The organism is Streptomyces sp. NPDC005791 (genome assembly GCF_042871485.1).
GTDB lineage: Bacteria > Actinomycetota > Actinomycetes > Streptomycetales > Streptomycetaceae > Streptomyces.
In genome coordinates, this window is the sequence record NZ_JBIAIP010000005.1 from 235,474 (window position 1) to 260,439 (window position 24,966).

General features: G+C 70.9%; 26 protein-coding genes and 1 pseudogene. 17 read left to right on the top strand and 10 right to left on the bottom strand.

Going from position 1 to position 24,966, the window contains the following annotated elements; translation table 11 throughout:
* Positions 1-125: 125 nt before the first annotated feature.
* Both aceB and ACFYSH_RS12670 read right to left on the bottom strand, forming a co-directional pair.
* A complete protein-coding gene (gene aceB / locus ACFYSH_RS12665; protein ID WP_388752203.1) occupies positions 126-1,745 on the bottom strand; it encodes a malate synthase A in 1,620 nt (539 codons plus the stop codon).
* 254 nt (positions 1,746-1,999) lie between these two features.
* On the bottom strand, positions 2,000-2,605 hold the full coding sequence (locus tag ACFYSH_RS12670; protein WP_388752205.1) for an NTP transferase domain-containing protein: 606 nt from the start codon (positions 2,603-2,605) through the stop codon (positions 2,000-2,002).
* A gap of 147 nt (positions 2,606-2,752) precedes the next feature.
* Here ACFYSH_RS12670 and ACFYSH_RS12675 point away from each other — a divergent pair, with 147 nt between their 5' ends.
* Positions 2,753-3,073 carry a DUF5955 family protein gene (locus tag ACFYSH_RS12675; RefSeq protein ID WP_359467955.1) on the top strand — a complete coding sequence of 107 codons (321 nt, stop codon included), beginning with the start codon at positions 2,753-2,755 and terminating at the stop codon, positions 3,071-3,073.
* Positions 3,074-3,093: 20 nt separating this feature from the next.
* On the opposite strand, the gene ACFYSH_RS12680 is transcribed toward ACFYSH_RS12675, so the two are convergent.
* Positions 3,094-3,726 carry a response regulator transcription factor gene (locus ACFYSH_RS12680; RefSeq protein ID WP_359467953.1) on the bottom strand — a complete coding sequence of 211 codons (633 nt, stop codon included), beginning with the start codon at positions 3,724-3,726 and terminating at the stop codon, positions 3,094-3,096.
* Positions 3,723-4,949 (bottom strand): sensor histidine kinase, encoded by a 1,227-nt coding sequence (locus ACFYSH_RS12685; RefSeq protein WP_359467951.1) that lies wholly within the window; start codon positions 4,947-4,949, stop codon positions 3,723-3,725. Before ACFYSH_RS12685 ends, ACFYSH_RS12680 begins: the two co-directional genes overlap by 4 nt.
* Before the next feature lie 109 nt (positions 4,950-5,058).
* Between ACFYSH_RS12685 and ACFYSH_RS12690 the strand changes: the two genes are divergently transcribed.
* Both ACFYSH_RS12690 and ACFYSH_RS12695 read left to right on the top strand, forming a co-directional pair.
* Positions 5,059-6,147: an ABC transporter permease gene (locus tag ACFYSH_RS12690; RefSeq protein WP_388752208.1), complete on the top strand. Its 1,089-nt coding sequence runs from the start codon at positions 5,059-5,061 to the stop codon at positions 6,145-6,147.
* Complete coding sequence (locus ACFYSH_RS12695; RefSeq protein ID WP_359467946.1) at positions 6,144-6,824, top strand: ABC transporter ATP-binding protein; 681 nt, start codon at positions 6,144-6,146, stop codon at positions 6,822-6,824. Before ACFYSH_RS12690 ends, ACFYSH_RS12695 begins: the two co-directional genes overlap by 4 nt.
* A gap of 32 nt (positions 6,825-6,856) precedes the next feature.
* Here the strand turns inward: ACFYSH_RS12695 and ACFYSH_RS12700 are convergent, their stop codons facing one another.
* Positions 6,857-7,660 (bottom strand): IclR family transcriptional regulator, encoded by an 804-nt coding sequence (locus tag ACFYSH_RS12700; RefSeq protein WP_359467944.1) that lies wholly within the window; start codon positions 7,658-7,660, stop codon positions 6,857-6,859.
* 231 nt (positions 7,661-7,891) lie between these two features.
* On the opposite strand from ACFYSH_RS12700, the pseudogene ACFYSH_RS12705 reads away from it, so the two are divergent.
* Positions 7,892-8,056: pseudogene (locus ACFYSH_RS12705) on the top strand (allantoinase); the annotation flags it as partial.
* A 239-nt stretch (positions 8,057-8,295) separates the two neighbouring features.
* Positions 8,296-8,625, top strand: a complete 330-nt coding sequence (locus tag ACFYSH_RS12710) for a putative quinol monooxygenase (RefSeq protein ID WP_203183414.1) — start codon at positions 8,296-8,298, stop codon at positions 8,623-8,625.
* Positions 8,626-8,655: 30 nt separating this feature from the next.
* Here the strand turns inward: ACFYSH_RS12710 and ACFYSH_RS12715 are convergent, their stop codons facing one another.
* Entirely contained in the window at positions 8,656-9,492 is an 837-nt protein-coding gene (locus ACFYSH_RS12715) for an aldo/keto reductase (protein ID WP_359467940.1), read from the bottom strand.
* 232 nt (positions 9,493-9,724) lie between these two features.
* Between ACFYSH_RS12715 and ACFYSH_RS12720 the strand changes: the two genes are divergently transcribed.
* Positions 9,725-10,348, top strand: coding sequence for a dihydrofolate reductase family protein (locus ACFYSH_RS12720; RefSeq protein WP_388752211.1), 624 nt, complete (start codon positions 9,725-9,727; stop codon positions 10,346-10,348).
* Between the two features lie 24 nt (positions 10,349-10,372).
* Here ACFYSH_RS12720 and ACFYSH_RS12725 read toward each other — a convergent pair whose 3' ends face one another.
* Positions 10,373-11,017: a TetR/AcrR family transcriptional regulator gene (locus tag ACFYSH_RS12725; protein ID WP_359467935.1), complete on the bottom strand. Its 645-nt coding sequence runs from the start codon at positions 11,015-11,017 to the stop codon at positions 10,373-10,375.
* A 223-nt stretch (positions 11,018-11,240) separates the two neighbouring features.
* Here ACFYSH_RS12725 and ACFYSH_RS12730 point away from each other — a divergent pair, with 223 nt between their 5' ends.
* Complete coding sequence (locus ACFYSH_RS12730) at positions 11,241-12,161, top strand: DMT family transporter (protein WP_359468273.1); 921 nt, start codon at positions 11,241-11,243, stop codon at positions 12,159-12,161.
* A gap of 10 nt (positions 12,162-12,171) precedes the next feature.
* On the opposite strand, the gene ACFYSH_RS12735 is transcribed toward ACFYSH_RS12730, so the two are convergent.
* The gene (locus tag ACFYSH_RS12735; RefSeq protein ID WP_359467932.1) at positions 12,172-12,375 is read right to left on the bottom strand and encodes a hypothetical protein; all 204 of its coding nucleotides are present in this window, start codon (positions 12,373-12,375) and stop codon (positions 12,172-12,174) included.
* A gap of 143 nt (positions 12,376-12,518) precedes the next feature.
* Between ACFYSH_RS12735 and ACFYSH_RS12740 the strand changes: the two genes are divergently transcribed.
* From ACFYSH_RS12740 to ACFYSH_RS12755, 4 genes are read left to right on the top strand one after another with little or no spacing between them, the layout of a single operon-like run.
* Positions 12,519-13,736, top strand: coding sequence for a histidine kinase (locus ACFYSH_RS12740; protein ID WP_359467930.1), 1,218 nt, complete (start codon positions 12,519-12,521; stop codon positions 13,734-13,736).
* Positions 13,733-14,467: a response regulator transcription factor gene (locus ACFYSH_RS12745; RefSeq protein ID WP_359467928.1), complete on the top strand. Its 735-nt coding sequence runs from the start codon at positions 13,733-13,735 to the stop codon at positions 14,465-14,467. Before ACFYSH_RS12740 ends, ACFYSH_RS12745 begins: the two co-directional genes overlap by 4 nt.
* Before the next feature lie 30 nt (positions 14,468-14,497).
* Positions 14,498-15,670 carry a cytochrome P450 gene (locus ACFYSH_RS12750; RefSeq protein ID WP_359467926.1) on the top strand — a complete coding sequence of 391 codons (1,173 nt, stop codon included), beginning with the start codon at positions 14,498-14,500 and terminating at the stop codon, positions 15,668-15,670.
* 10 nt (positions 15,671-15,680) lie between these two features.
* Positions 15,681-16,871 carry a cytochrome P450 gene (locus ACFYSH_RS12755; RefSeq protein ID WP_388752344.1) on the top strand — a complete coding sequence of 397 codons (1,191 nt, stop codon included), beginning with the start codon at positions 15,681-15,683 and terminating at the stop codon, positions 16,869-16,871.
* 6 nt (positions 16,872-16,877) lie between these two features.
* On the opposite strand, the gene ACFYSH_RS12760 is transcribed toward ACFYSH_RS12755, so the two are convergent.
* Positions 16,878-17,882, bottom strand: a complete 1,005-nt coding sequence (locus ACFYSH_RS12760; RefSeq protein ID WP_388752215.1) for a Gfo/Idh/MocA family oxidoreductase — start codon at positions 17,880-17,882, stop codon at positions 16,878-16,880.
* A 93-nt stretch (positions 17,883-17,975) separates the two neighbouring features.
* On the opposite strand from ACFYSH_RS12760, the gene ACFYSH_RS12765 reads away from it, so the two are divergent.
* The 6 genes from ACFYSH_RS12765 (at position 17,976) to ACFYSH_RS12790 (ending at position 23,892) form a co-directional block, all read left to right on the top strand.
* Positions 17,976-18,737: a GntR family transcriptional regulator gene (locus tag ACFYSH_RS12765; protein WP_359467918.1), complete on the top strand. Its 762-nt coding sequence runs from the start codon at positions 17,976-17,978 to the stop codon at positions 18,735-18,737.
* A gap of 241 nt (positions 18,738-18,978) precedes the next feature.
* On the top strand, positions 18,979-19,959 hold the full coding sequence (locus tag ACFYSH_RS12770; protein ID WP_388752347.1) for a substrate-binding domain-containing protein: 981 nt from the start codon (positions 18,979-18,981) through the stop codon (positions 19,957-19,959).
* Entirely contained in the window at positions 19,956-21,005 is a 1,050-nt protein-coding gene (locus tag ACFYSH_RS12775; protein WP_359467915.1) for an ABC transporter permease, read from the top strand. Before ACFYSH_RS12770 ends, ACFYSH_RS12775 begins: the two co-directional genes overlap by 4 nt.
* Positions 21,002-21,862 carry an ATP-binding cassette domain-containing protein gene (locus tag ACFYSH_RS12780; RefSeq protein WP_359467912.1) on the top strand — a complete coding sequence of 287 codons (861 nt, stop codon included), beginning with the start codon at positions 21,002-21,004 and terminating at the stop codon, positions 21,860-21,862. The genes ACFYSH_RS12775 and ACFYSH_RS12780 overlap by 4 nt, the downstream gene beginning before the upstream one ends.
* A gap of 132 nt (positions 21,863-21,994) precedes the next feature.
* Positions 21,995-23,161, top strand: coding sequence for an ROK family glucokinase (locus tag ACFYSH_RS12785; RefSeq protein ID WP_033300401.1), 1,167 nt, complete (start codon positions 21,995-21,997; stop codon positions 23,159-23,161).
* A 71-nt stretch (positions 23,162-23,232) separates the two neighbouring features.
* The gene (locus ACFYSH_RS12790) at positions 23,233-23,892 is read left to right on the top strand and encodes a hypothetical protein (RefSeq protein WP_359467908.1); all 660 of its coding nucleotides are present in this window, start codon (positions 23,233-23,235) and stop codon (positions 23,890-23,892) included.
* Positions 23,893-23,901: 9 nt separating this feature from the next.
* Here the strand turns inward: ACFYSH_RS12790 and ACFYSH_RS12795 are convergent, their stop codons facing one another.
* Positions 23,902-24,882 (bottom strand): TIGR03557 family F420-dependent LLM class oxidoreductase, encoded by a 981-nt coding sequence (locus ACFYSH_RS12795; protein WP_359468266.1) that lies wholly within the window; start codon positions 24,880-24,882, stop codon positions 23,902-23,904.
* Positions 24,883-24,966: the final 84 nt, after the last annotated feature.

Consider the following 24,966-nt stretch of genomic DNA (forward strand, 5'->3'; position numbering starts at 1 on the left):
CTATGGGGGTGAGCGCACATCGGTTCACATGTGTCGGCCTGACGCCTTCCTGAAGCCGATCGCATCGCGACACACGCCGCCCCCGGCGCCGTCGGCACCGGGGGCGTTCGCGCACACGAGAGGTGTCAGCCCAGCTGCTCGTACGCCGGCAGCGTCAGGAAATCCGCGTAGTCCTGGTCCAGCGAGACCTGGAGCAGCAGGTCGTGGGCCTGCTGCCACTTGCCGGACCCGAAGGTCTCCTCGCCGATCTCCGCGCGGATCGCGGCCAGTTCCTCGGCCGCGACCTTGCGGGCCAGGTCAGCCGTGGCGTGCTCGCCGTTCTCGAAGACCACGTCCGCGTTGATCCACTGCCAGATCTGCGAGCGCGAGATCTCGGCGGTGGCCGCGTCCTCCATCAGGTTGAAGATGGCGACAGCCCCCATGCCCCGAAGCCAGGCCTCGATGTAGCGGATGCCGACCGCGACCGCGTTGCGCAGGCCGTCGTACGAGGGCTTCGCGTCCAGTGTGTCGATGGCGATCAGGTCACCCGCCGCCACGGAGACGTCCTCGCGCAGACGGTCCTTCTGGTTCGGCTTGGCGCCGAGGACCGCGTCGAAGGAGGCCATCGCGATCGGGACGAGGTCCGGGTGGGCCACCCAGGAGCCGTCGAAGCCGTCGCCCGCCTCGCGGTCCTTGTCGGCCTTGACCTTCTCGAAGGCGACCTTGTTGACCTCGGCGTCGCGCCGCGAGGGGATGAAGGCAGCCATGCCTCCGATGGCGTGCGCGCCGCGCTTGTGGCAGGTGCGCACCAGGAGTTCGGTGTACGCCCGCATGAACGGGGCGGTCATCGTGACCAGGTTGCGGTCAGGCAGGACGAACTTCGAGCCGCCGTCACGGAAGTTCTTCACGATGGAGAAGAGGTAGTCCCAGCGGCCCGCGTTCAGTCCGGAGGCGTGGTCGCGGAGCGCGTAGAGGATTTCCTCCATCTCGTAGGCGGCGGTGATCGTCTCGATCAGGACCGTCGCGCGGACCGTTCCCTGCGGGATGCCGACGTAGTCCTGGGCGAACACGAAGATCTCGTTCCAGAGGCGGGCCTCCAGGTGGGACTCCGTCTTCGGCAGGTAGAAGTACGGGCCCTTGCCGAGGTCGATCAGGCGCTGCGCGTTGTGGAAGAAGTAGAGGCCGAAGTCGACCAGCGCGCCGGGCACCGGCCTGCCGTCGAGCTGCAGGTGGCGCTCGTCCAGGTGCCAGCCGCGCGGGCGTGTGACGACGGTCGCGAGCTCCTCGGCGGGCTTCAGGGCGTATGACTTGCCGGACTTCGGGTCGGTGAAGTCGATGTTCCGGGTGTAGGCGTCGATCAGGTTGAGCTGGCCGGTGATCACGTTCTCCCACGTGGGGGCGGACGCGTCCTCGAAGTCGGCGAGCCATACCTTGGCGCCCGAGTTCAGGGCGTTGATGGTCATCTTGCGGTCGGTCGGACCGGTGATCTCCACCCGGCGGTCATCCAGTGCGGCCGGAGCCGGGGCGACCTTCCAGGTGTCGTCCACGCGGACCGCTTCCGTCTCCGGCAGGAAGTCCAGCGTGGAGGTGCGGGCGATCTCGGCGCGGCGCTCGCCACGGCGGGCGAGCAGCTCGTCACGCCGGGGCGTGAACCGCCGGTGCAGCTCGGCCACGAACGCGAGGGCCGCATCGGTCAGGACCTCGTCCTGCCTCGGCAGGGGCTCGGCATCGACGATGGCCAGCGGGGACGGCGCTGGTGCGGACATGAGCTGTCACTCCTTCAGCGGATGGTGCGGCGGCATCCCTTGGCCGCCGGGTCGCCCGGGACGGCACGGGGTGCCAGGGCTCCGAGATACGGCCATGCATACCGCCGAGGACCGGAAGCGGAACCATGGGCTTCTGATCAGTGGATATTAGTTTCCTCATGGTGGAAGTTCAATGGTTTGTTGATATCGAGACTCTCCGGGTCGACAGACGTGCCGCCGTGGTGGCGCGGAGTGCCAGGTCCGACACGGTCCGTTCACTCCAGGTGTTTCAGATCCTCCGCCGTGTCGATGTCGTACGCCTGAGCCACATCGGAACACTCGACGAGCCTGATCGCATCGCGGTGCGCCCGCAGATAGGCCCGCGCCCCCTGGTCACCGACCGCGCCGGCCGCGATGTCCGTCCACCGGTCGGACCCGAACAGCACGGGATGACCTCGCTCCCCGGCGTACGAGGCTGCCGCCAGAGCGGTCCGGGAGCGGTACGCCGAGCGGACCCGCGCCACCGCCTCCGCCCCGATCCCCGGCTGGTCGACCAGGAGCACCAGGGCCGCGTCCGCGTCCGCGCCGGCGAGGGAGGCCAACCCGGCCCGGAGCGAGGAGCCCATGCCCTGCTCCCAGAACGGGTTCACCGTCACCGTGCACGCCGAGAGGTCCGCCAGGGCCCGTACCTCCTCGTCCGCAGCGCCCAGCACGACATGGACAGGATCGCACCCGCCGTCACGCAGCACCCGTACCGCGTGCTCGACCAGGGGGCTGCCCCGGTCTTCCAGCAGGGCCTTCGGCCGGCCGCCGAGGCGACGGCCGCCACCTGCGGCGAGCAGCACCCCGGCGATGACGGGAGTTCCTCGTGTGAGAGCCATGTGCCCTGGATATCACTGGGGCATGCGCATCGGCATCGGGGCTGTCACCCCCCGGAGGTACGCTGTTTCTTGTTCGCACAGTGGCGCAGGCTCCCTCGGATGGCGTTGACTTGCGGACCGGCACAGTGACGTGCGAGGGGGAGTGCTTTGTTGCGAAGCGTGGGGCAGGAGCGGTTGGCCGGCAGCGACGAGGACCCGAGGGTGACGGAGCTGAGCGCGGCCGTCTCACGGCTCCGCCGCGAACTGGCCGTACTTCCCACCGAGTTCCCGGACCGGGGCATCGCCGACGAGGAGCTGGCCGCGCTGGCCGCCATGGCGGTCGGCGGAAGGCCCGAGATACCCCGGCTGCGCCGTTCGCTGCTCCTGATCGCGGGGGCCATCGGGTCGGTCAGCGCGCTGGCCCCGGGCCTCCGGGCCGTCCGGGGTGCCGTCGATCTCTTCGGCGAGCCGCCGCGCCGTCGTCCGTGATACCCGTGCTGTTCGCGGCGTCAGCGACGGATCAGGCGGCGCGCCGTCGCCGCGGCCACCGCCGATGTCCGTGAGTCGACACCCAGCTTGGCGTAGATGTGTACCAGATGGGATTTCACGGTCGCCTGGCTCAGGAAGAGCTTCTTGCTGATCTGCTGGTTCGACAGACCTTCGCCGACCAGCTGGAGCACCTCCAGCTCACGCTTGGTCAGAGCCTGAGCCGGTGTCCGCATCCGGTCCATCAGCCGGTGGGCGACGGTGGGGGCCAGCGCCGATCGGCCGGCCGCCGCTGTGCGCACTGCAGCGGCCAGTTCCTCCGGCGGGGCGTCCTTCAGCAGATAGCCGCCGGCGCCCGCCTCGACGGCGGCCAGGATGTCGGCGTCCGAGTCGTACGTGGTGAGGATCAGGACACGGGGTGCGTCCGAAACGGCGGTGATCGCCGCGGTGGCCTCCGCCCCGTGCATGCCCGAGCCGAACTGCAGGTCCATCAGCACCACGTCGCACGCGCCGGTCGCCGCCAGAGCGACGGCCCGTTCGGCGGTGGGGGCCTCGGCGACCACCTGGAAGTCGGGTTCGGTGTCCAGGACCGCGCGCAGCCCGGCGCGGACCACGGGATGGTCGTCGGCCAGCAGCAGCCTGATCGGGTCGGTCATACGGCTCTGCCTTCTCCGGTGCTCGGACGGTCCGGGTCCTGCGCTTCGCCGGCCGGAAGTGGCAGTGTGACGGCGACCGCCGTCCCCTGGCCCGGCCCCGACTCCAGGCTCAGCGTCCCGCCCAGCGAACGGGCCCGCGCACGCATCGCGGGCAGGCCGAACCCGCCGCCGCTGCTCGTCGCCGGTTCGGCGGCCGTGTCGAAACCGTGGCCGTCGTCCACCACGTCCAGGGCCACCGACGTCTCCATGAAGCTGAGCGTGATCTCCGCCCGCCGTGCGCCCGCGTGCTGCACCGCGTTGGCCAGAGCCGACTGCGCGGTACGCAGCAGTGTCACCTCGTACGGGGTGGGCAGCTCGACCGGACTGCCGCTGACCGCGAACTGCACGGTGAGGTCCGGTGCCGAGGTGCGGGAGGACATCCGGGACAGGGCCGCCGCCAGGGAGCCCTGCTGCAGGTCCGGCGGGGTCAACGCGCGGACGAAGCGGCGGGCCTCGGCCAGATTGTCCTGGGCGGCCTCGCGGGCCCGCCGGACGTGTGCCGTCGCGGGCGCGTCCTCGGGCAGCGAACGCTCGGCGGCCCGCAGCAGGAGCTGGATGCTGGACAGTCCCTGGGCGAGGGTGTCGTGGATCTCCCGGGCCAGCCGTTCCCGCTCGGCCAGGGTGCCCGCGGAGCGCTCCGCCTCGGCGAGCTCCGCCCGGGTGGAGATCAGCTCGTCGATGAGCTCGCGGCGCCGCTCGCTCTCGCGGAACAGCGCGTCGTAGCCGAGCACGGTCGCCACGGCCACCGCCGCACCGAGCAGCGGACCGATGAAGGTGCCGGGTGAGACGTCCTGCCCGTGCAGCAGGAACCCGGCGATCGCCGCTGCGGCCGTGATCACCACGGCGGGCAGGCCCCAGCGCACCGGCAGCAGGTGCAGCTGCAGGAAGTAGAGCGGGAAGGCCACCCACAGGGCATCGGGCGACAGGGCGAGCATCGCCAGCCACACGGCACCCAGCGCGGCGAGCCAGACGGCGGCGGCCCGGGTGTGCGGCTGGACCACGGGAGCGAGCGCGCCCGCCGCGTACAGCGCGGCCATCACACCCGCCAGTACGACGACCGCTGTGGTGTGTGGGACGCCGTCGCCGGTCGCGCGCAGCGCGGCGAGCACCAGCAGCCCTGCCAGCAGGGCGTGCAGGCAGAGCCGCAGCGCCGTGGTGACCGAGGTGTGCGCACGCGTGTCCATGGTCTTCCAGCGTAGACGCGAGGGGCGACCGGCCGGTCAATCGAAAGGTTGATGTCGGCCCCGTCCGGCGCGTGATGTTTTCGTAGGTCCGGCGCCCGAGGCTGGAATCATGTTCGTTGCATGGAGAGATCTACGGTTCGCCAGGGGCAGATTCGCCCTCATGGGCACGGTCGTCGTGCTGATCACACTGCTCGTGGGGCTGCTGTCCGGCCTGACCGCGGGCCTGGGCAGGGAGAACACCTCGGCCGTCACGGGGCTGGACGCCGACCGCATCGCGTTCGCGGCCCCGCCGGACGGCGGGGCGGTGTCCTTCTCCGATTCCGTTGTGGAGGTGAGTGCCTGGCGCACCTGGGCGGAGCAGCCGGGGGTCACCGCCGCACAGCCGCTGGGGATCCGGACGCTGAACGCCGCTGTCGGCGAAGGCGACGGCGGCCCCACCGCCGCGGTGTCGGTGTTCGGCGTCGAACCGGACGGCGGGCTCGCCCCCGCCGACGTGGCTGACGGTCGGCTCGTGCTCTCCGAGCAGGCGGCCGAGGACCTCGACGCCGGTGCCGGTGACACGCTGGGCCTCGGCGCCGGCTCCCGGCTGACCGTGGCAGCGGTCGCGGGCGATGCCTCGTACAGCCACACTCCGGTGGTGTGGACCTCGCTCGGCGACTGGCAGCGCATCAGTGGCACCGGGAAGCAGGCCACGGTGATCGCCCTGACCACGACCGGCGGCGCCGATCTCTCCGCCGGCGACGAGGCGGCGGGCACCAGTACGTACACCCTCGACGACTCCCTCACGGCGATCGGCTCCTACCAGGCCGAGAACGGCTCGCTCCAGCTGATGCGGGGCTTCCTCTTCGCCATCTCGGCGCTTGTCATCGGCGCCTTCTTCACGGTCTGGACCATCCAGCGCAGCGGTGACGTCGCCGTGCTCAAGGCGCTGGGGGCGTCCACCCCGTACCTGCTGAAGGACGCGCTGGGGCAGGCCGTGGTGATGCTCGCCTCCGGTACAGGCCTGGGGACCGCGCTGGCCGCTGGGATCGGCGCGCTGGTCGGCGGGGACGACGGCGCCGTGCCGTTCGTGCTCGACGCCTCGACCGTTCTCGTGCCGGCCGGCGTGATGATCGTCCTCGGCGTGCTCGGGGCAGCCCTGTCCATCCGGCGGATCACCGCTGTCGACCCCCTCACCGCACTCGGGAGCGCCCGATGACCCTCACCCTCACCGATGTCACCCTCACCTATGCCGACGGCGACACCAGGCTCACCGCACTCGACCGGGTCTCCCTCGAGGTGCCCGCCGGCACGCTCACCGCAGTCGTCGGGCCGTCCGGTTCGGGCAAGTCCAGCCTGCTCGCGGTGGCGGCCACACTCGTCACCCCGGACCGCGGCCGTGTCGTCGTGGCCGGTACGGAGACCGCAGGGCTCGGCCGCGCCGGCAAGGCGGCCCTGCGTCGCGACCGCATCGGCATCGTCTTCCAGCAGCCTCATCTGCTGCCGTCGCTCACGGCCGTGGAACAGCTTCAGGTGATGGCCCATCTGGCACACGGCTCGGTACGCGCGGCCCGGGGCCGGGCCCTGGACCTCCTGGACGCGGTGGGCCTGGCCGACAAGGCGGACCGCAGGCCGCACCAACTGTCCGGCGGCCAGCGCCAGCGGATCAACATCGCGCGGGCCCTGATGAACGAACCGTCGGTACTGCTCGTCGACGAGCCGACCAGCGCCCTCGACCACGAACGCGGCGCGGCGGTCCTCGACCTGTTGCTCGGCCTGACCCGGGAACGCTCCACGGCCACGGTCATGGTCACCCACGACCGGGCGCATCTGGACCGGGTGGACGGGACGGTGAGCTTGGCGGACGGCCGTCTGTCGGAGCCGGCCCCGGCCTGAGTGGAGCGGAGAGGCGTCGGCGCGGGCCGGTGTCAGCTCGCGGAGCCGCCGTTGCTCGCCAGCGCCTCGGACAGTTCCTTCGCGATCTGCTGCAGGATCGGCACGATCCGCTCGGTCGCCGTCTCCGTCACCCGGCCCGCGGGCCCGGAGATCGAGATGGCGGCCGAGGTGGGGGAGTCCGGTACCGGGACCGCGAGGCAGCGGACCCCGATCTCCTGCTCGTTGTCGTCCACCGCGTAGCCCGCCCTCCGCACCTGCTCCAGTGCGTCGAGGAAGCCGTCCGGCGTGGTGATCGTCTTCTCGGTGGCCGCCGGCATGCCCGTACGCGCCAGCAGGGCCCGCACCTCGTCCGCCGGGGTGTGCGCGAGGAGGGCCTTGCCGACTCCGGTGGAGTGGGGAAGCACCCGTCGGCCGACCTCGGTGAACATCCGCATCGAATGCCTGGACGGCACCTGGGCGACGTAGACGATCTCGTCCCCGTCGAGCAGCGCCATGTTCGCCGTCTCGCCCGTCTCCTCGACCAGCCGCTGGAGATACGGCCGTGCCCAGGTGCCCAGCAGCCGGGACGCGGACTCGCCGAGGCGGATCAGACGCGGGCCCAGCGCGTAACGCCGGTTGGGCTGCTGGCGCACGTAGCCGCACACGACCAGGGTCCGCATCAGCCGGTGGATGGTCGGGAGGGGCAGTCCGCTGCTCGCGGAGAGCTCGCTGAGCCCGACCTCGCCCCCGGCATCCGCCATACGCTCCAGCAGATCGAAGGCGCGCTCGAGGGACTGCACACCGCCACTGGGACCGGCGGGCTTGGTGTCGGAAGTGCTGGCGTGGGACGGCGGCACGTCAACGGTCCTTTCGAAGCGGAGGCAAGGCAGCAGCCTACCGGGCTGTTCCCGATCGGCCCACTGCTCCCGGTCCGGCGTCCTTGCCGGTCAGGGCCTGTTTTGTCCTGGTGTCGGCGGTCCGGGCCGCGTTCGGCCCCACGGTGTGGTGGTGCCGCCCCTGGCCCATTCTACGTTCCACATCTCGAAATTGAACTTCTACGGTGTGGAAATCTCCGAGCGGCCACGCTCCTGCTTCCCTGGTTGCCTGAGGGGACCCGCGCCGCAGCGGTCCTCGTCGCCGACGGGACGATCGAGGCGGTCCTGCCGTACGACGCGGAGGTACCGGACGGCGCCCGCCTCGAGGACTTCGGCGACGACGTCCTGCTGCCGGGACTCGTGGACACCCATGTCCATGAGGTCCCTGCACGGTGTCGTCAGATCCACCTGGCTGCGCGGCACACGGATCGCGGCCGACGGCGTACTCGCCGAACCCACCGGCCGGCTCATCGAAAGGAACCACTGACCCGGGACCGTGCACCCGGGGCCACTGACCCGGACGGCGAAACGGCGGAGTGTCCACGGAGGAATCAGGTGACCGTCCTGAGGGATATGCGACTCTGGTCGGTACTTCGCCGTACCGACCAGGAGCCACCATGATCTTCATCGCCGTCAAGTTCACCGTGCGTACCGCCGAGCGGGACAACTGGCTCCCGGCAGTCGAGGACTTCACCCTCGCCACCCGTCAGGAGCCGGGCAACCTCTTCTTCGACTGGTCCTACAGCGTCGAGAACCCGGACCAGTTCGTCCTGCTCGAGGCGTTCGCCTCGCAGGAGGCGGGCGTGGCGCATGTGAACTCCGAGCACTTCAAGGCGGCGATCGACACCATGTCGGAGCTCGTCAGCGAGGTCCCGGAGATCATCAACGTCGAGGTGCCCGGCGACGACTGGTCCCGGATGTCGGAGGTCACACCGCGCAACCGGTGAGCGCCGCGCCCGCGCGGGCGTCGGCCGCCGTCAGAACTCCTCGTGCGTAGCTGGGTCCCCGCCGAAGCGGTGCGGCGGCCGGGCCCCGATGCGGTCCAGTTCCCGTTGTGTCAGCTCGAAGCCGAACAGGTCGAGATTCTCCCGCTGCCGCCCGGGATCGGCGGACTTCGGGATGGGCACCGCACCCAGCTGGGTGTGCCACCGCAGCACGACCTGGCCGGGCGTCACACCATGGGCCTCGGCGGCGGCGACCACCTCCGGCGTCTCGAGCACCTGCCGCCCCCGGGCCAGCGGACTCCAGCTCTCCGTCACGATGCCCTTCGCGGTGTGCAGGGCCCGCAGCTCCTCCTGGGGCAGCAGCGGATGCATCTCGATCTGGTTCACCACGGGGAGCACCCCCGTCTCCCGCTCCAGCCGGTCCAGGTGCTCCGCCGTGAAGTTGGAGACGCCGATGTGGCGCACGAGGCCTTCCTCGCGGAGCTTGATCATCGCCTTCCATGTGTCGACGTACTTGTCCACCCGGGGCAGTGGCCAGTGGATGAGGTACAGGTCGACGTAATCCAGCCCCAGGTTGCTCCGGGACTCCTCGAAGGAGGCGAGCGTCTCCTCGTACCCGTGGTGGCGGCCCGGGACCTTGGTGGTGACGAAGATTTCCCGGCGGGGTACTCCGGAGCCGGCGATCCCTCGGCCCGTGCCGGTCTCGTTCCTGTAGTTCAGCGCGGTGTCCACGAGTCGGTAGCCGAGCCGCAGCGCACCGGCGACGGCCTCCTCGGCCGCGTCGTCGTCCAGTGGCCAGGTGCCGAGGCCCACCGCGGGGATGGTGCTGCCGTCGTGGAGGTTGCGGACCGGGGCCGGTGTCTGGCTCATCGTCTTCCGTTTCGTTCGCGTGCCGTCCCCGTCAGCGTAGGACGGGGCACGGGAGACGGCCCCCTCAGCACAGGTCGTTGTGCCTCCCAGCACGACCGTTGCGGGGGGCCGGGCGGCGGGTCCCGCCGGGCAGACCGATGAGTTCCGGCCGAGAGTGGGGTCGGAACAGGTGGAAGCACGCGTACTGCCGGATGGACCACGGCCTCCGGCAGCGGGACGAAGGAGCGGGACCATGGCGAAGCTGACTCTCACCACGTTCGTGTCCCTCGACGGCGTGATGCAGGCGCCCGGAGGCACCGAGGAGGACACCACCGGGGGGTTCGAGTACGGCGGCTGGGTCGTGCCCTTCGCCGATGAGGGCATGGGGGCCTTCGCCGACGAGGTCTTCGACCGGGCGGGCGCCTTCCTCCTCGGGCGGCGTACGTACGACATCTTCGCTGCGTACTGGCCCAAGGTCACCGACCCGCAGGACCCGATCGCCTCACGTCTCAACACCCTCCCCAAGCACGTCGTCTCCACCACCCTGACCGACCCGGCGTGGGAGAACACCACGGTGATCTCGGGGGACGTGCCCGCCGAGGTCGCACGGCTCAAGGAGCGGACGGCGGAGGGGGAGCTCCAGGTCCACGGCAGCGGCACACTGGCGCAGACCCTCCTCGCGCACGACCTGATCGACGAGGTCAACCTGCTCGTCTTCCCCGTCCACCTGGGCAGCGGCAGGCGGCTCTTCCCGGACGGCGGGCAGCCGACGGCCTTCGAGCTGATCGGTGCCCGGACCACCGGGAGCGGCATCGCGATCCACACCTACCGGCCCGCGGGACGGGCGCAGTTCGGCACCTTCGAGGCCGGGACGTGACGGACGGGGCCCGGGCCCACCGGCTCAGGGGGCGGCCGGCAGCAGGGAAGGGTCGGTGGCCGCGGCACGCAGCCGCCCCAGGATGGCCCGCGCCGCCTTGGTGTAACCGGGGTTGTTGTTGTGCAGTACGGATTCCGCGTTGGCCAGCTCCATGAACGCGATGAGCTCGAAGGCCAGCTGCGAGACGTCCGTGCCCGCGGCGATTTCGCCCCGCACCCTGGCCTCCTCGATGGTTGCCTCCACGAAGGTGACCCAGCCGGTCTGCGTGGCGGCCAGCGCGTCGTGCACCTTGCCCTCCCGGGAGTCGAACTCGGCGATGGTCGCGTAGAAGAAGCAGCCGCCGCTGAACACCCGGCGCTGCGAGTAGGAGAGCCAGCTTTCGCACATCCGCCAGGCGCGCCCCAGGCCGGGTGGTGCCGCCCGGGTCGGAGTCAGCACATGCTCGACGAAGACGGTCACGGCGGCGCGCACGGTGGCGAGCTGCAGCTCCTCCTTGGAGCCGAAGAGGGCGAACACACCGCTCTTGCTCAACTTCAGCTCCGTGGCGAGACGGCCGAGTGACAGTCCCTCCAGCCCCTCGGTCGAGGCGACGTGGACCGCGCGCCCCAGCACCAGCTGTCTGGTCTGGTTCCCCCGCTCGATCCGTCCGTCCAGCCGCGCTCCACCCATGTGCCAACTCCGTGTGTCCGAGCGTCCCGAGACCGACATTCTAGGAGGAGCCCACCCCGGCGGGAGACCGCTTCGACCGGTGACGACCCCTGCGAACACGTGGCCGAGCCGCCCTGTTGACAGAGGTTCCCGAGGGCGGTGTCCGTTCGGTACGGTGAGCGCTCCCCGTGTGAGCCGGCGAGGTCTCCACATCGCTCCGTCCGTGGAGAACCAGGAGAACCAGGTGTCCTCTGCCGTCCTGCCCGCGCTCGCCCCCTCCCGCCGCGCATGGGTCACCGACCTTCCGCTCCTGCTCGTCGCCGCCGTCTGGGGCGCCAGCTACCTCGCGGCCAAGGGCATCACCACCACGCACACCGTGATCGCCGTCCTCGTGCTCCGCTTCGCGATCGTGCTGCCCGCCCTCGCCGTCGCCGGGTGGCGCGGGCTCCGGGCGCTGACCGGAGCGCAATGGCGTGGTGCGGGCCTGCTGGGTCTCGTACTCAGCGGCATCTTCCTGCTCGAGACGTACGGTGTCGTGCACACGTCGGCGACCAACGCGGGTCTCATCATCAGTCTTACGATGATCTTCACCCCGCTGGCCGAGGCGGCCGTGACCCGGGTCCGGCCCCCGGCCGCCTTCCTCGCGGCGGCGGGCCTCTCCGTGGCCGGGGTGGTGCTGCTGACCCAGGGCGGCGGTTTCACCAGCCCCTCCGCGGGTGACCTCCTGATGCTGCTCGCGGCCCTCGCCCGTACGGTGCACGTGCTGGCGATGGCGCGCATCAAGGCGGTACGGAACGCGGACTCGCTCTCCCTCACCACGGTGCAACTCGGCAGCGCGGTCGCCGTCTTCGCCGTACTGGCCGTCGTCCCAGGGACCGGGCCGGCGCCCTGGACGGTGGCGGCGGACTTCGGCGCCGCCGAATGGGCGGGGCTGCTCTTCCTGTCCGTGTTCTGCACGCTGTTCGCGTTCTTCGTGCAGATGTGGTCGGTACGCCGCACCTCGCCGTCCCGGGTCAGCCTGCTCCTCGGCACGGAGCCCCTCTGGGCCGCCGCCGTCGGCATCGCGATCGGCGGCGAGCGCCTCGGCGCGCTGGGCGTGCTGGGCGCGGGGCTCGTGCTGGCGGGCACGGCGTGGGGGCGCCGGAGTGTTGACGGCACCTCCTGAGCGTCCCACGTCAGGTCCTGATCGAGTCCGCGGCGATCATCACGGCTCCGCCCGTCACGACCAGCACGATGTTGACGAAGAGCCCGTAGTCGTCGAGGAAGTCGAGCTTCGCCACGAGGGCCCACAACCGGAACCAGCCCGTCCACTCGTACAGCAGTCCGGCGGCACCCTGCGCGAACACGATGAAGCCCACGGACTCCACGAATTTCTTCATGGTCCGAGCCTGGCGCGGGCCGGCGCCGGTCCGCGTCGGCCACCGGTCTGCGAGGTGCCGACGAAAGTCTCCGATCGTACGACTTCGGTATCTCCCCTCCCCGGAACGGCCGTTCCCCGTCTACCTCTGCGTAGCTTGTCGACATGACACGTACGGAGTACCGCTGGCTGCTGCCCTCGGCCCTGGCCGACGACGAGCTGCCCGGCGACCGGGGCAGAGCACGGCGGACCGTGCGGGACTGGGCCGTCGACATCACCGCCTTCCTCTGCGCCGCGGGTTTCGGGATGGCCGCCCTCGCGGCGATCGAGGCCGACCCGACCACACCGGACGGTGTGGTCCTCGCCGACTCACTCATCGGGGCGGTGTCGTGCTGCGCGCTCTGGGCCCGCAGAAGGTGGCCGGTGGGAATCGCCGTGGCCCTTACGACCCTCTCCCTCGTGGAGCCGGTCGCGGCCGGAGCCATGCTGATCGGTCTGTTCAGCCTGGCCGTGCACCGGCCGTTCAAGCCGGTGGCCCTCGTCGGCGCGGGCGCACTCGTCATCGCCCCGGGACAGCCGATGCTGCGCCCCGATCCCGAGACGTCCTTCGTCGCCTCCACCGTCATCGGGGTGCTGCTGGTCCTCCTCGTGCTCAGCTGGGGCATGGTCGTACGGTCGCGGCGCCGACTGGTCGTCTCGTTGCGGGAACGGGCGCGCCGAGCCGAGACCGAGGCGGCCCTGCGGGCCACGCAGGCCCAGCGGCTGGCCCGTGAGGCCATCGCCCGCGAGATGCACGACATCCTCGCTCACCGGCTGTCCCTGCTCAGCGTCCACGCCGGCGCCCTGGAATTCCGGCCCGACGCGCCCCCGGCCGAGGTCGGCAGGGCAGCGGGGGTCATCCGGGACAGTGCCCACGAGGCGCTCCAGGACCTCCGCGAGATCATCGGGGTGCTGCGCGCTCCCGGGGAGGGGGACGGGGACGACCGGCCGCAGCCCACCCTCGTCACCTTGGACGCGCTGATCGAGGAGTCCCGCTCGGCCGGTATGGAGGTCAGGCTGGACAACACCGTCGCCGATCCGACCCAGGCGCCCGGGGCCACCGGGCGCACGGTCTACCGCATCGCCCAGGAAGCACTGACCAACGCCCGCAAACACGCGCCAGGAGCGCCCGTCCGTGTCACGGTGGCCGGTGGACCGGGCGACGGGCTGACCATCGAGGTCGGCAATCCGGCCCCCGCCGAACCCTTCGAGCCGGTCCCCGGATCCGGCCAGGGACTCATCGGCCTCACCGAACGCGCGAGCCTGGCCGGCGGCAGCCTGGAGCACGGCCCCCTGCCCGACGGCGGGTTCACGGTCCGGGCCCGGCTACCGTGGCCGGCATGAGCACTCCTACGCCGCCGTCGCCGGAGGCACGACCGGTCCGGCTGGTCATCGTCGACGACGACCCGCTCGTGCGGGCCGGTCTCACCCTGATGCTCGGCGGCGCCGACGGCATCGACCTGGTCGGGGAAGCCGCCGACGGCACCGAGGTCGCCGCCCTCGTCGACCGGGCACACCCGGACGTCGTACTCATGGACATCCGGATGCCCGGCGTGGACGGGCTGGCCGCGACCGAGGCTCTGCGGCGCCGGCCCGGCGCCCCCGAGGTCATCGTCCTGACCACCTTTCACGCCGACGAACAGGTGGCCCGGGCCATCCGCGCGGGGGCGGCGGGATTCGTCCTGAAGGACACACTCCCCGCACAGATCGTCGAGGCGGTCCTGCGGGTCGCCGCCGGTGAGCCCGTCCTCTCGCCCGCCGTCACCCGCCGGCTCATGGCCCGAGCGGCGGGAGACCCGGCGCACGACGGTCAGGCACGCAGGGCACGCGCCCGGCAGCGGTTCGCCGAACTGGGCGAACGGGAGCAGGAGGTGGCGTCGGCCGTCGGACGCGGCAGCTCCAACGCCGAGATCGCCGCCGCGCTCCACCTGAGCGTCGCCACGGTCAAGACGCACGTCTCCCGGATCCTGGCCCGGCTCGCACTCGACAACCGTGTACAGATCGCCCTGTTGGTCCACGACGCGGGTCTCCTCCATGAGGACGAGGACGGGGGGCGGGGCGGCAGCCTAGGCTGAACCGATCAGACCGGTTGAGGGGGCGGGACGATGACAGTGGTCGATCTGCGCGGGGCGAGGGACTTCACCGCGAATCCGTATCCGTACTACGCCAAGCTGCGCGCCGAAGGGCCGGCGCACACCGTCCGCACCGACGACTTCGAGCGGATCTGGCTGATCGTCGGTTACGAGGAGGCCCGAGCGGCTCTCGCCGACCAGCGGTTCAGCAAGGACTGGCGGACGACGGAGCTCTTCTCCGCGACGAGCAATCCCATCAACGCCAACATGCTGGAGATGGACGCCCCGCACCACACCCGCCTGCGCAAGCTCGTGGCCCGCGAATTCACCGCCCGGCGGATCGAGGCGATGCGCCCGCGCGTCGAGCAGATCACCGCGGACCTTCTCGACGCGATGGTGCCCGCCGGGAGCGCCGACCTCATCGACGCGTTCGCCTTCCCGCTGCCGATGACCGTGATCTGCGAGCTCCTCGGCGTACCCGACATCGACCGGGACGCCTTCCGCCAGCTGTCCAACGCCGTCGTCACGCCCCTCTCGCCGGAGGAGGAGAGCAAAGCGGTCCACGACATGGGCGCCTACCTCGTCGAGCTGATCGAGGAAAAGCGGCGCGCCCCGGGTGACGACCTGATGAGCGCCCTGATCCAGGCACGTGACGACGAGGGCGACCGGCTGTCGCCGGACGAACTGATCGGCATGGCCTTCCTGCTCCTGGTGGCCGGGCACGAGACCACCGTGAACCTGATCTCCAACGGCGTACGGGCACTGCTCGACCATCCGGAGCAGTTGGCGCTGCTCCGCGCCGAGCCGGAGCTGATCGACGGCGCCGTCGAGGAGATGCTCCGCTACGACGGGCCCGTCGAGACGGCGACCTTCCGCTTCACCCGTGAACCCGTCCAGGTCGGCCCGGCCGTCATCCCGCAGGGCGAGGCGGTGCTGGTGGCCCTGGGCTCAGGGGACCGGGACCCCGGCCGCTATCCGGACCCGGACACCTTCGACATCCGTCGTGAGGCGCAGGGGCATCTGGCCTTCGGACACGGCATCCACTTCTGCCTGGGCGCGCCGCTGGCCAGGATGGAGGGCCGCATCGCGATCCGCACGCTGCTGGAACGCTGCCCGGCACTCGCACATGACCCGGACGAAGGGGAACCCGACTGGCTGCCCGGGCTGCTGCTCCGCGGGGTCCGTCGTCTGCCCGTGCGCTGGTGAGGTGAAGACCATGGAAGCCCTGCTCGATCTCGGCGCACTCGGTGATGACTTCATCCGCGACCCCTATCCGGTCTATGCGGGGTTACGCGCCCGGGGCCCGGTGCACCGGGTCCGTATCCCGGAGGGGGCGGAGGCCTGGCTCGTCGTCGGGTACGAGGCAGGCAGGGCACTCCTCGCCGACCAGCGGCTCTCCAAGGACTGGCGCAAGGCGTCGCCCACGCTGGGGGTCAGGAAGGTGTCCGTGGGGACGTCCATGCTGGGCTCGGACGCCCCGGCCCACACCCGGCTGCGCAGGCTCGTGGCCAGGGAGTTCACCGCCCGCCGGATGGAGCAGCTCGCACCGCGCGTCCAGGAGATGACGGACGACCTGCTCGACTCCATGCTCGCCGGGCGGGGCCGGAGCGCGGACCTGGTCGAGGCGCTGTCGTTCCCCCTGCCGATGGCCGTCATCTGCGAACTCCTGGGTGTGCCGTCCCTGGACCGGCAGGCCTTCCGGGAATGGTCCAACACGGCGGTGTCGTCCCTCGACGCCGAGGCCCGGGGTGAGGCCACCGCCGCCATGACGACGTACCTGGGCGATCTGATCACCGAGAGGCGCGCGGCCCCCGGGGACGATCTCATGAGCGCGCTGATCCACACGTCTGACGACGACGGCGATCGTCTCTCCGCCGAGGAACTCATCGGCATGGCGTGGCTGCTGCTCGTCGCCGGACACGAGACCACGGTCAACCTCATCTCCAACGGCGCCCTGTCACTGCTGAACCACCCGGACCAACTGGCGGCACTGCGCGCGGACTTCGCTCTCATCGACAACGCAGTCGAGGAGACACTCCGTTACGAGGGGCCCGTCGAGACGCCCACGTACCGCTTCACCACCGAACCGCTGGACGTAGCGGGCACGGTGATCCCCGGCGGCGGCGAACTGGTCCTGGTCGCGATGGCCGACTGTGACCGCGACCCGGCCCGGTTCCCGGACGCCGACCGCTTCGACATCACCCGGGACGCCCGCGGACACGTCGCCTTCGGCCACGGCATCCACTACTGCCTAGGCGCACCCCTGGCCCGCATCGAGGCCCGCATCGCCCTGCGGTCGCTCCTGGAACGCTGTCCGGGTCTGCGGCTCGACACCGACCCGGCCGGCCTCTCCTGGCGTACGGGGATGCTGATCCGGGGGCCGCTCGCCCTGCCGGTCGCCTGGTAGGGAAGCTCAGACCGCGGCGATCTCCGTCATCCGTACGGGGCGGTGCCGCGCGCGCGACAACTCGCACGCCTCGGCGATGCGCAGCGCGTGCAGCGCCTCCCGGCCGTCGCACGGGTTCGGCAGCTCTCCGCCCACGACGCGCAGGAACGCGTCGAGTTCCGCCTCGTACGCCGGGGCGAACCGCTCCAGGAAGCCGGGCCACGGCTTGGCCGGTGCGGGCGGCCCCTGCGGCTCGGTGGAGGCCAGCGGCGTACGGTCGTCCAGGCCCACCGCGATCTGGGCCTGCTCGCCCGCGAGTTCCATGCGTACGTCGTAACCCGCCCCGTTGCAGCGGGTGGCCGTCGCCGTGGCCAGTGTGCCGTCGTCCAGGGTCAACAGAGCCGCCGCCGTGTCCACGTCGCCCGCCTCCCGGAACATCGCCGGCCCCGCGTCCGAACCCGCGGCGTACACCTCCGTCACCTCGCGGCCCGTCACCCAGCGCAGGATGTCGAAGTCGTGCACCAGGCAGTCCCTGAACAGGCCTCCGGAGAGGGGCAGATACGCGGCCGGCGGGGGAGCGGGGTCGGACGTCGTCGCCCGTACGGTGTGCAGCCGGCCCAGTGCGCCGCCGCGTACGGCGGCGCGTGCCGCGGCGTAACCCGCGTCGAACCGGCGCATGAAACCGAGCTGGAGCACGCTGTCCGCCCGGTCGACCTCGCGCAGCGCTCCCAGGGTCCCCGCAAGGTCCAGTGCGATCGGCTTCTCGCAGAAGGCGGGCAGGCCGGCCCGTGCCGCCCTGCCGATGAGATCGGCGTGCGCCGAGGTGGCCGAGGCGATCACGACCGCGTCCACCCCCGCCCCGATGACCTCGTCGGCGGACGCGACGGCGGTCGAACCCGTCCGCGCCGCGACCTGTGCGGCACGGACGCCGTCCACATCCGTCACCACCAGGCCGGCGACCGCGGGATGGCGTGCCAGGACGCCCGCGTGGAAGGAACCGATCCGGCCGGTGCCGATGAGTCCGATGCGCATGCACCCAACGTGCCGCCCCCCGGACGCACTGTCAACTATATGTCCTGACAAATTGAAGGGTGCGGCTCGACCGTACGGGGTACGCTCCGTGCCGTGCCCAGACCCGCTGCCGACTCCGCCGCCCTGGGGCTGGGCGTGGACCGCACCAGCCCCGTCCCGCTGTACTACCAGCTGGCCCAGCAGCTGGAGGCGGCCATCGAGCACGGGCGACTCGCACCCGGCACTCTCCTCGGCAACGAACTGGAGCTCGCCGCACGGCTCGGACTGTCCCGGCCCACCGTCCGCCAGGCCATCCAGTCGCTCGTCGACAGGGGACTGATGGTGCGCCGACGCGGCGTCGGCACGCAGGTCGTACACAGCCGCATCAAGCGCCCGCTGGAACTGAGCAGCCTCTACGACGACCTCGAGACGGCCGGCCGACGTCCCGCGACCCGGGTGCTGCGCAACACGGTCGAGCAGGCGACCCCCGAGGTCGCCGCCGCGCTCGGTGTCGAGGAGGGCAGTGACGTCCATCTCGTCGAGCGGGTGCGGTCCGCGCACGAGGAGCCCGTGGCGCTCCTGCGTAACCACCTGCCGCCGGGGCTGCTCGACCTCGGCACCGAGCGGCTGGAGTCGACCGGCCTGTACCGGATGATGCGTGCCGCCGGGATCACCCTGCACAGCGCCCGCCAGACCGTGGGGGCCCGCGCGGCCACCGCCGAGGAGGGCGAGCGGCTCGCGGAGCCCGTCGGGGCACCGCTGTTGACGATGGAGCGCACCACCTTCGACGACGGTGGCCGGGCGGTCGAATTCGGCTCGCACGTCTACCGGGCCTCGCGCTACGCCTTCGAGTTCCAGCTGCTGGCCCGGCCCTGACACCACCGGCCGACAGCCTCGGGTAAGAACGTTCGGACGAAAATATTGACCCGGTCATGCTAGGTCGCTAGAACGACGGGAGGGCGCGGCCCGCGCCCCTGCCGGGCCATGCCGGTACGGGCTCGGGGATACTTGGCCCGCCGGGCGGCGAGTCCGCCCTCCCCGGCTTCACCAGGCAGCACAGCGAGCAGCACAAGAAGGGCACGGCGTCGTGGCAAGGGTTCGGACAGGGGTACGCGCGATGGGCGCCGTGCTGGCAGCGGTACTGGCGGCCTCCCTCGCGGGATGCAGCAGCACCGGCGGCAAGCGGGCGGAGGAGCGCGCCCAGCAGGCCGCCGAGGGCCGGTCCGCGGTGAACACGCCCCGCTGGACGTTCGCCATGGTCACCCACTCGGGTGATGGCGACACCTTCTGGGACATCGTCCAGAAGGGCGCCGACCAGGCAGCCGACAAGGACAACATCAACTTCCTCTACTCGCACAACGACGAGGGCCAGCAGCAGGCCGAGCTCGTCCAGACGGCGATCGACAAGAAGGTCGACGGCCTGATCGTCTCGCTGGCCAAGCCCGATTCGATGAAGGCCGTCGTGGCCAAGGCGGTCAAGGCCGGCATCCCCGTGATCACGGTGAACTCCGGTTCCGCCGAGTCCAAGGCCTTCGGCGCGCTCACCCACATCGGCCAGGACGAGTCCATCGCGGGCGAGGCCGTCGGTGACGAGCTCGACAAGCGTGACCGCAAGAAGGTGCTCTGCGTCCTGCACGAGCAGGGCAACGTCGGCCACGAGCAGCGCTGCGCCGGGGCCAAGAAGTCCTTCGGCGGGACGATGCAGAACCTCTACGTCGACGGCACCAACATGCCCGACGTCCAGGCGTCCATCGAGGCCAAGCTCGACTCCGACCGGAGCATCGACGCGGTCGTCACGCTCGGCGCTCCCTTCGCCGCCGCCGCCGTCAAGGCGAAGCAGACCGCGGGCAGCAAGGCCGAGATCGACACCTTCGACCTCAACGCGAGCGTCGCCACCGGCCTGCAGAACGGATCGCTCGGCTTCGCCGTCGACCAGCAGCCCTTCCTCCAGGGGTACGAGGCCGTCGACCTGCTCTGGCTCTACCGCTACAACCAGAACGTGCTCGGCGGCGGCCGGCCCGTCCTGACCGGCCCGCAGGTGATCACCGCCGACGACGCCGACGCGCTCGCCGAGTACACGAAGCGGGGGACGCGATGACAGCGACCGGGCAACCGGCGGCGCCCCACACCGACGAACGCCTGCTGCGCACCTCCCCGCTGCGCAAGCTGCTGGGCCGGCCCGAGCTCGGCTCGGTCGTCGGGGCCGCGGCCGTCTTCCTCTTCTTCGCACTCGTCGCCGACAGCTTCCTGCAGGCCTCCAGCCTCGGCACGGTGCTGTACGCGGCCTCCACCATCGGGATCATGGCGGCGCCCGTGGCGCTCCTGATGATCGGCGGCGAGTTCGACCTCTCCGCCGGTGTGATGGTGACCAGCTCCGCGCTGATCTCCTCGATGTTCAGCTACCAGATGACCGCCAACGTCTGGGTGGGTGTCTTCGTGTCGCTGCTGGTCACCCTCGGGTTCGGCGCGTTCAACGGCTTCATGCTGACCCGCACGAAACTCCCGAGCTTCATCATCACCCTCGGCACGTTCCTGATGCTGACCGGCCTGAACCTCGGCTTCACCAAACTGATCAGCGGCACCGTGTCGACCAAGGCCATCGGGGACATGGAGGGCTTCGAGTCCGCCCGTAAGGTCTTCGCGTCCTACCTCACCATCGGTGACGTCGAGCTGAAGGTCACCATCCTGTGGTGGGCGGCGCTCGTCGCGATCGCCACCTGGATCCTGATCCGTACGCGCTTCGGGAACTGGATCTTCGCCGTCGGCGGAGAGGCCGACGCCGCCCGCGCGGTCGGCGTGCCCGTGATCCGTACGCGCATCGGGCTCTACCTCGGTGTCGCCTTCGCCGCCTGGGTCTCCGGCCAGCACCTGCTGTTCTCCTACGACGTCGTGCAGTCCGGCGAGGGTGTCGGCAACGAGCTGATCTACATCATCGCGGCCGTCATCGGCGGCTGTCTGATCACCGGCGGTTACGGCTCCGCGGTCGGCTCCGCGGTCGGCGCGATCATCTTCGGCATGACCAGCAAGGGCATCGTGTACGCCGAGTGGAACCCCGACTGGTTCAAGTTCTTCCTGGGAGCGATGCTGCTCCTGGCCACCCTGCTCAACGCATGGGTACGCAAGCGTGCGGAGGCGACGACATGACGGCCACCCAGGCTCCGGCTCCCCGGGACACGGCCGGCCCGGCGCTCGTCCGGCTCGACGACGTCAGCAAGTACTACGGCAACATCAGGGCCCTGGAGAACGTCTCGCTGGAGGTCCGCGCGGGTGAGATCTCCTGTGTCCTCGGCGACAACGGAGCCGGCAAGTCCACCCTCATCAAGATCATCGCGGGTCTGCACCGGCATGATGCCGGCACGTTCCTGATCGACGGTGTCGAGACCACGCTCGTCAACCCGCGCGACGCTCTGGACCGGGGTATCGCCACCGTCTACCAGGACCTGGCCGTCGTCCCCCTCATGCCGGTCTGGCGCAACTTCTTCCTCGGCTCGGAGCCGACGAGGGGATCCGGACCGTTCAAGCGTCTCGACGTACGCCGGATGCGGGAGACGACCCGCGCGGAACTGCTGCGCATGGGCATCGACCTGCGCGACGTCGACCAGCCCATCGGTACCCTGTCGGGCGGCGAACGTCAGTGCGTGGCCATCGCCCGCGCCGTGTACTTCGGTGCGAAGGTCCTCGTCCTCGACGAGCCGACGGCGGCGCTCGGGGTCAAGCAGTCGGGGGTCGTGCTGAAGTACGTCGCGGCCGCCCGGGACGCCGGGCTCGGCGTGGTTCTCATCACGCACAACCCTCATCACGCCTATCTGGTGGGTGACCGGTTCGTGCTGCTCAAGCGTGGCGCCATGTCCGGAAGCCACACCAAGGACGACGTCACGCTGGACGAGTTGACGCGCCAGATGGCGGGCGGGAGCGAGCTCGACGAGCTCAGCCACGAGCTCGAAAGAGCTTCCACACCGGACGGCTCCGGCGGCCGTCCGGCCGAGGACGACACCCCATAAGTCCCTTTTCGGCCCCCCCGCTCCCGGGCCGGACGCCGATCCGGAGGGCGGGGGAATGGCAGAATCGTGCACGGCGGGCGCCGTCCGCCGCCGGACGGATCACCGCCCGGCCCCCCGACCTGCGCAGGGACGATGAGCACGTACCGCGACTTCACCCACCGCGGCTCCGCCCGCGCGACCGTCCTGCGAACCGTCGGCACCAGGGAGCGGCGCTCGCACCTCACGGCGCCCAGAGTCCCGACCGTCGGCATCGACATCGGCGGGACGAAGGTGATGGCCGGCGTCGTGGACGCCGACGGCAACATCCTGGAGACCCTGCGCACCGAGACGCCGGACAAGTCCAAGAGCCCCAAGGTCGTCGAGGACACCATCGTCGAACTGGTCCTCGACCTCTCGGACCGGCACGATGTGCACGCCGTCGGCATCGGTGCCGCGGGCTGGGTCGACGCGGACCGCTCCAAGGTGCTGTTCGCCCCGCACCTCGCCTGGCGCGACGAACCCCTGCGTGACGCCATCGCCTCCAGGCTGGTGGTCCCCGTGATGGTCGACAACGACGCCAACACGGCGGCCTGGGCGGAATGGCGCTTCGGCGCCGGCCGCGGCGAGGACCACCTGGTCATGATCACGCTGGGGACCGGCATCGGCGGCGCGATCCTGGAGGACGGGCACGTCAAGCGCGGCAAGTACGGCGTGGCGGGTGAGTTCGGCCATATGCAGGTGGTGCCCGGCGGGCACCGCTGCCCGTGCGGCAACCGCGGCTGCTGGGAGCAGTACAGCTCGGGCAACGCCCTCGTGCGCGAGGCCAGGGAGCTGGCCGCCGCGGACTCCCCGGTGGCGCACGGCATCATCGAGCGGGTCAAGGGCAACATCCCCGACATCACCGGGCCGCTCATCACCGAGCTGGCCCGCGAGGGCGACGCGATGTGCGTCGAACTCCTCCAGGACATCGGTCAGTGGCTCGGCGTCGGCATCGCCAATCTGGCGGCCGCCCTGGACCCGTCCTGCTTCGTCATCGGCGGCGGGGTCAGCGCGGCCGACGACCTGCTGATCGGCCCGGCGAGGGACGCCTTCAAACGCCACCTCACGGGCCGCGGCTACCGTCCTGAGGCCCGGATCGCGAAGGCCCAGCTCGGCCCCGAAGCGGGTATGGTCGGCGCCGCCGACCTCGCACGCCTGGTCGCCCGGAGGTTCCGCCGGACCAACCGCCGCCGGGTCGAGCGCTACGAGCGGTACGCACAGTTCTACGACCAGGCCGCGAGCACCATCCGTAACACGCGCAGCACCCGTACCGCAGACTGACCGCGGGCCGCGCGCCGCGGCCCGTCCATCCGCACTCCGCTCCGTACCGCAGCTTCGAGGGATCACCGACCATGACCGCAGCCGAGAACCACATCGCGCCGCGCCAGCCCCCTTCGTCAGGCTCCGCGGGTTCGTCCGGTTCCTCCGGTACGCCGGGGTCCACCGGGCCCGCCGCATCCTCCGGGGGCGGTGACGGGACGCCTCCCCAGGACCGGCGCAGGGTGATCCGCCGTCGCCTGATCACGCTGACCATCATCGTGCTGCTCATCGGCATCCCTGCCGGCTACCTGGTGATCTCCGCAGGGCAGAGCCGCCGCTCCGGCAAGGACAAGGAGGCCGAGGCCGCCGCCCAGGGGCTGCGCGAGGACTGGCCGTCCGGTATGCAGCGCCGGATCTTCGAACTGCCCATTCCGGGCAACGCGGTCGGGGTCCAGTACTACGAGACGAACAACTGGAAAGCCAGCCGGATGTACGTGAAGTTCCGTACGACGTCCGCGGGGCTCGACCGCTTCCTGAGCGGTGTCGGCACCGGCCGTGCCGCGCTGGACACCGGCAGGGTCACCATCAGTGAACGGGACGTCAAGATCACCGGGTGGTACTTCGGGCCGGGCGTCGACTGGGCGGGCACGGTCCACAAGAACAAGGACCCGCGCCCCACCCAGAACATCACCGTCAACATGACCGATCCGGCGGCTCCGGTCGTCTACGTGGTCTCGGCGGCGACCCCCTGACGGCCTGCCTCAGGCCTGCGGGCTGTTCGGCCGCAGCCGGCGGATGCGCCCGTCCAGTTCGCCCCGGTAGAAGTCGATGAAGCCGTCGGGGTCCGGGCCGGCGTTCTGCATGACCAGCCTGTCGAATCCCGCGTCGACGAACTTCTGCGCCACCTCGACGTAACGTGCGGGGTCGGTGCCGCACGCGAACTTCTCCAGGATGTCCTCCTCGCGCACCGTCGTGGTCGCCGCGTCGAAGTTGACCGGATTGGGCAGTTCGCTCATGACCTTCCACCCGGTCACGGCCCAGCGGGACGTCTCCAGGGCGGCCCGGGCCGCAGTGTGCTCGTCGGAGGCCCAGGCCATGGGAACCTCCGCGTAGCGCGGGCCCTCACCACCCGCGTCGCGGTAGTCCCGGACGATCTCCGGCTTGTCCTCGGTGGCGAACAGGCCGTCGCCCAGTTCCGCGGCGATCCGTGTCGAGACCCCGCCACTGGCGGCCACCGCGATCAGGGGCATCTCCTGGGGGAGGTCGAAGAGCCGGGCGTCCTCCAGCCGCAGGTGCTTCCCCTCGTAGGACCGGTACCCCCCGCTCCACAGCAGCCGGATGATCTCCAGGGCCTCCCTGAGCATCTCGTGCCGCGTACGGACGGCATCGGGGAAGCCCTGGCCGACCACGTGCTCGTTCAGCCGCTCCCCGGATCCCACGCCCAGGACGAAACGGCCGTCCGACAGCAGCGCCAGCGTCGCCGCCGCCTGCGCGATGACCGCCGGGTGATAGCGCACGGTCGGGCACGTCACACCGGTCGCCAGCCCGATGCGTGACGTCTTGGCCGCGATGCTGCCCAGCACCGTCCAGGCGAAGGGTGAATGGCCCTGGTTGTCGAGCCAGGGATGGTAGTGATCGCTGATCTCGACGAAGTCGAAACCCGCCTGCTCGGCGAGGACCGCCTGCCGTACGAGTTCCGCCGGGCCGAACGCCTCGGCGGCCAGCTTGTAACCGATCTCCATGCTTCCTCGTTCTCTCGTCATGCGGCACGGACTGCGTCACGGACGTGTCGTCCGGACGGCGGTTCCCGTCGGCCCGGGGACGTC

What these genes read in the sequence shown, in the direction of transcription:
- ACFYSH_RS12710 (WP_203183414.1), top strand. Translation starts at nt 8,296, where the DNA reads ATGATCTTCATCGCCGTCAAGTTCACCGTGCGTACCGCCGAGCGGGAC.
- ACFYSH_RS12745 (WP_359467928.1), top strand. Translation starts at nt 13,733, where the DNA reads ATGAGCACTCCTACGCCGCCGTCGCCGGAGGCACGACCGGTCCGGCTG.
- ACFYSH_RS12725 (WP_359467935.1), bottom strand. Translation starts at nt 11,017, where the DNA reads ATGGGTGGAGCGCGGCTGGACGGACGGATCGAGCGGGGGAACCAGACC.
- ACFYSH_RS12785 (WP_033300401.1), top strand. Translation starts at nt 21,995, where the DNA reads ATGAGCACGTACCGCGACTTCACCCACCGCGGCTCCGCCCGCGCGACC.
- ACFYSH_RS12695 (WP_359467946.1), top strand. Translation starts at nt 6,144, where the DNA reads ATGACCCTCACCCTCACCGATGTCACCCTCACCTATGCCGACGGCGAC.
- ACFYSH_RS12740 (WP_359467930.1), top strand. Translation starts at nt 12,519, where the DNA reads ATGACACGTACGGAGTACCGCTGGCTGCTGCCCTCGGCCCTGGCCGAC.
- ACFYSH_RS12750 (WP_359467926.1), top strand. Translation starts at nt 14,498, where the DNA reads ATGACAGTGGTCGATCTGCGCGGGGCGAGGGACTTCACCGCGAATCCG.
- ACFYSH_RS12715 (WP_359467940.1), bottom strand. Translation starts at nt 9,492, where the DNA reads ATGAGCCAGACACCGGCCCCGGTCCGCAACCTCCACGACGGCAGCACC.
- ACFYSH_RS12690 (WP_388752208.1), top strand. Translation starts at nt 5,059, where the DNA reads ATGTTCGTTGCATGGAGAGATCTACGGTTCGCCAGGGGCAGATTCGCC.
- ACFYSH_RS12685 (WP_359467951.1), bottom strand. Translation starts at nt 4,949, where the DNA reads ATGGACACGCGTGCGCACACCTCGGTCACCACGGCGCTGCGGCTCTGC.
- ACFYSH_RS12720 (WP_388752211.1), top strand. Translation starts at nt 9,725, where the DNA reads ATGGCGAAGCTGACTCTCACCACGTTCGTGTCCCTCGACGGCGTGATG.
- ACFYSH_RS12680 (WP_359467953.1), bottom strand. Translation starts at nt 3,726, where the DNA reads ATGACCGACCCGATCAGGCTGCTGCTGGCCGACGACCATCCCGTGGTC.
- ACFYSH_RS12770 (WP_388752347.1), top strand. Translation starts at nt 18,979, where the DNA reads ATGGGCGCCGTGCTGGCAGCGGTACTGGCGGCCTCCCTCGCGGGATGC.
- ACFYSH_RS12775 (WP_359467915.1), top strand. Translation starts at nt 19,956, where the DNA reads ATGACAGCGACCGGGCAACCGGCGGCGCCCCACACCGACGAACGCCTG.
- ACFYSH_RS12780 (WP_359467912.1), top strand. Translation starts at nt 21,002, where the DNA reads ATGACGGCCACCCAGGCTCCGGCTCCCCGGGACACGGCCGGCCCGGCG.
- ACFYSH_RS12795 (WP_359468266.1), bottom strand. Translation starts at nt 24,882, where the DNA reads ATGGAGATCGGTTACAAGCTGGCCGCCGAGGCGTTCGGCCCGGCGGAA.
- aceB (WP_388752203.1), bottom strand. Translation starts at nt 1,745, where the DNA reads ATGTCCGCACCAGCGCCGTCCCCGCTGGCCATCGTCGATGCCGAGCCC.
- ACFYSH_RS12760 (WP_388752215.1), bottom strand. Translation starts at nt 17,882, where the DNA reads ATGCGCATCGGACTCATCGGCACCGGCCGGATCGGTTCCTTCCACGCG.
- ACFYSH_RS12755 (WP_388752344.1), top strand. Translation starts at nt 15,681, where the DNA reads ATGGAAGCCCTGCTCGATCTCGGCGCACTCGGTGATGACTTCATCCGC.
- ACFYSH_RS12790 (WP_359467908.1), top strand. Translation starts at nt 23,233, where the DNA reads ATGACCGCAGCCGAGAACCACATCGCGCCGCGCCAGCCCCCTTCGTCA.
- ACFYSH_RS12670 (WP_388752205.1), bottom strand. Translation starts at nt 2,605, where the DNA reads ATGGCTCTCACACGAGGAACTCCCGTCATCGCCGGGGTGCTGCTCGCC.
- ACFYSH_RS12735 (WP_359467932.1), bottom strand. Translation starts at nt 12,375, where the DNA reads ATGAAGAAATTCGTGGAGTCCGTGGGCTTCATCGTGTTCGCGCAGGGT.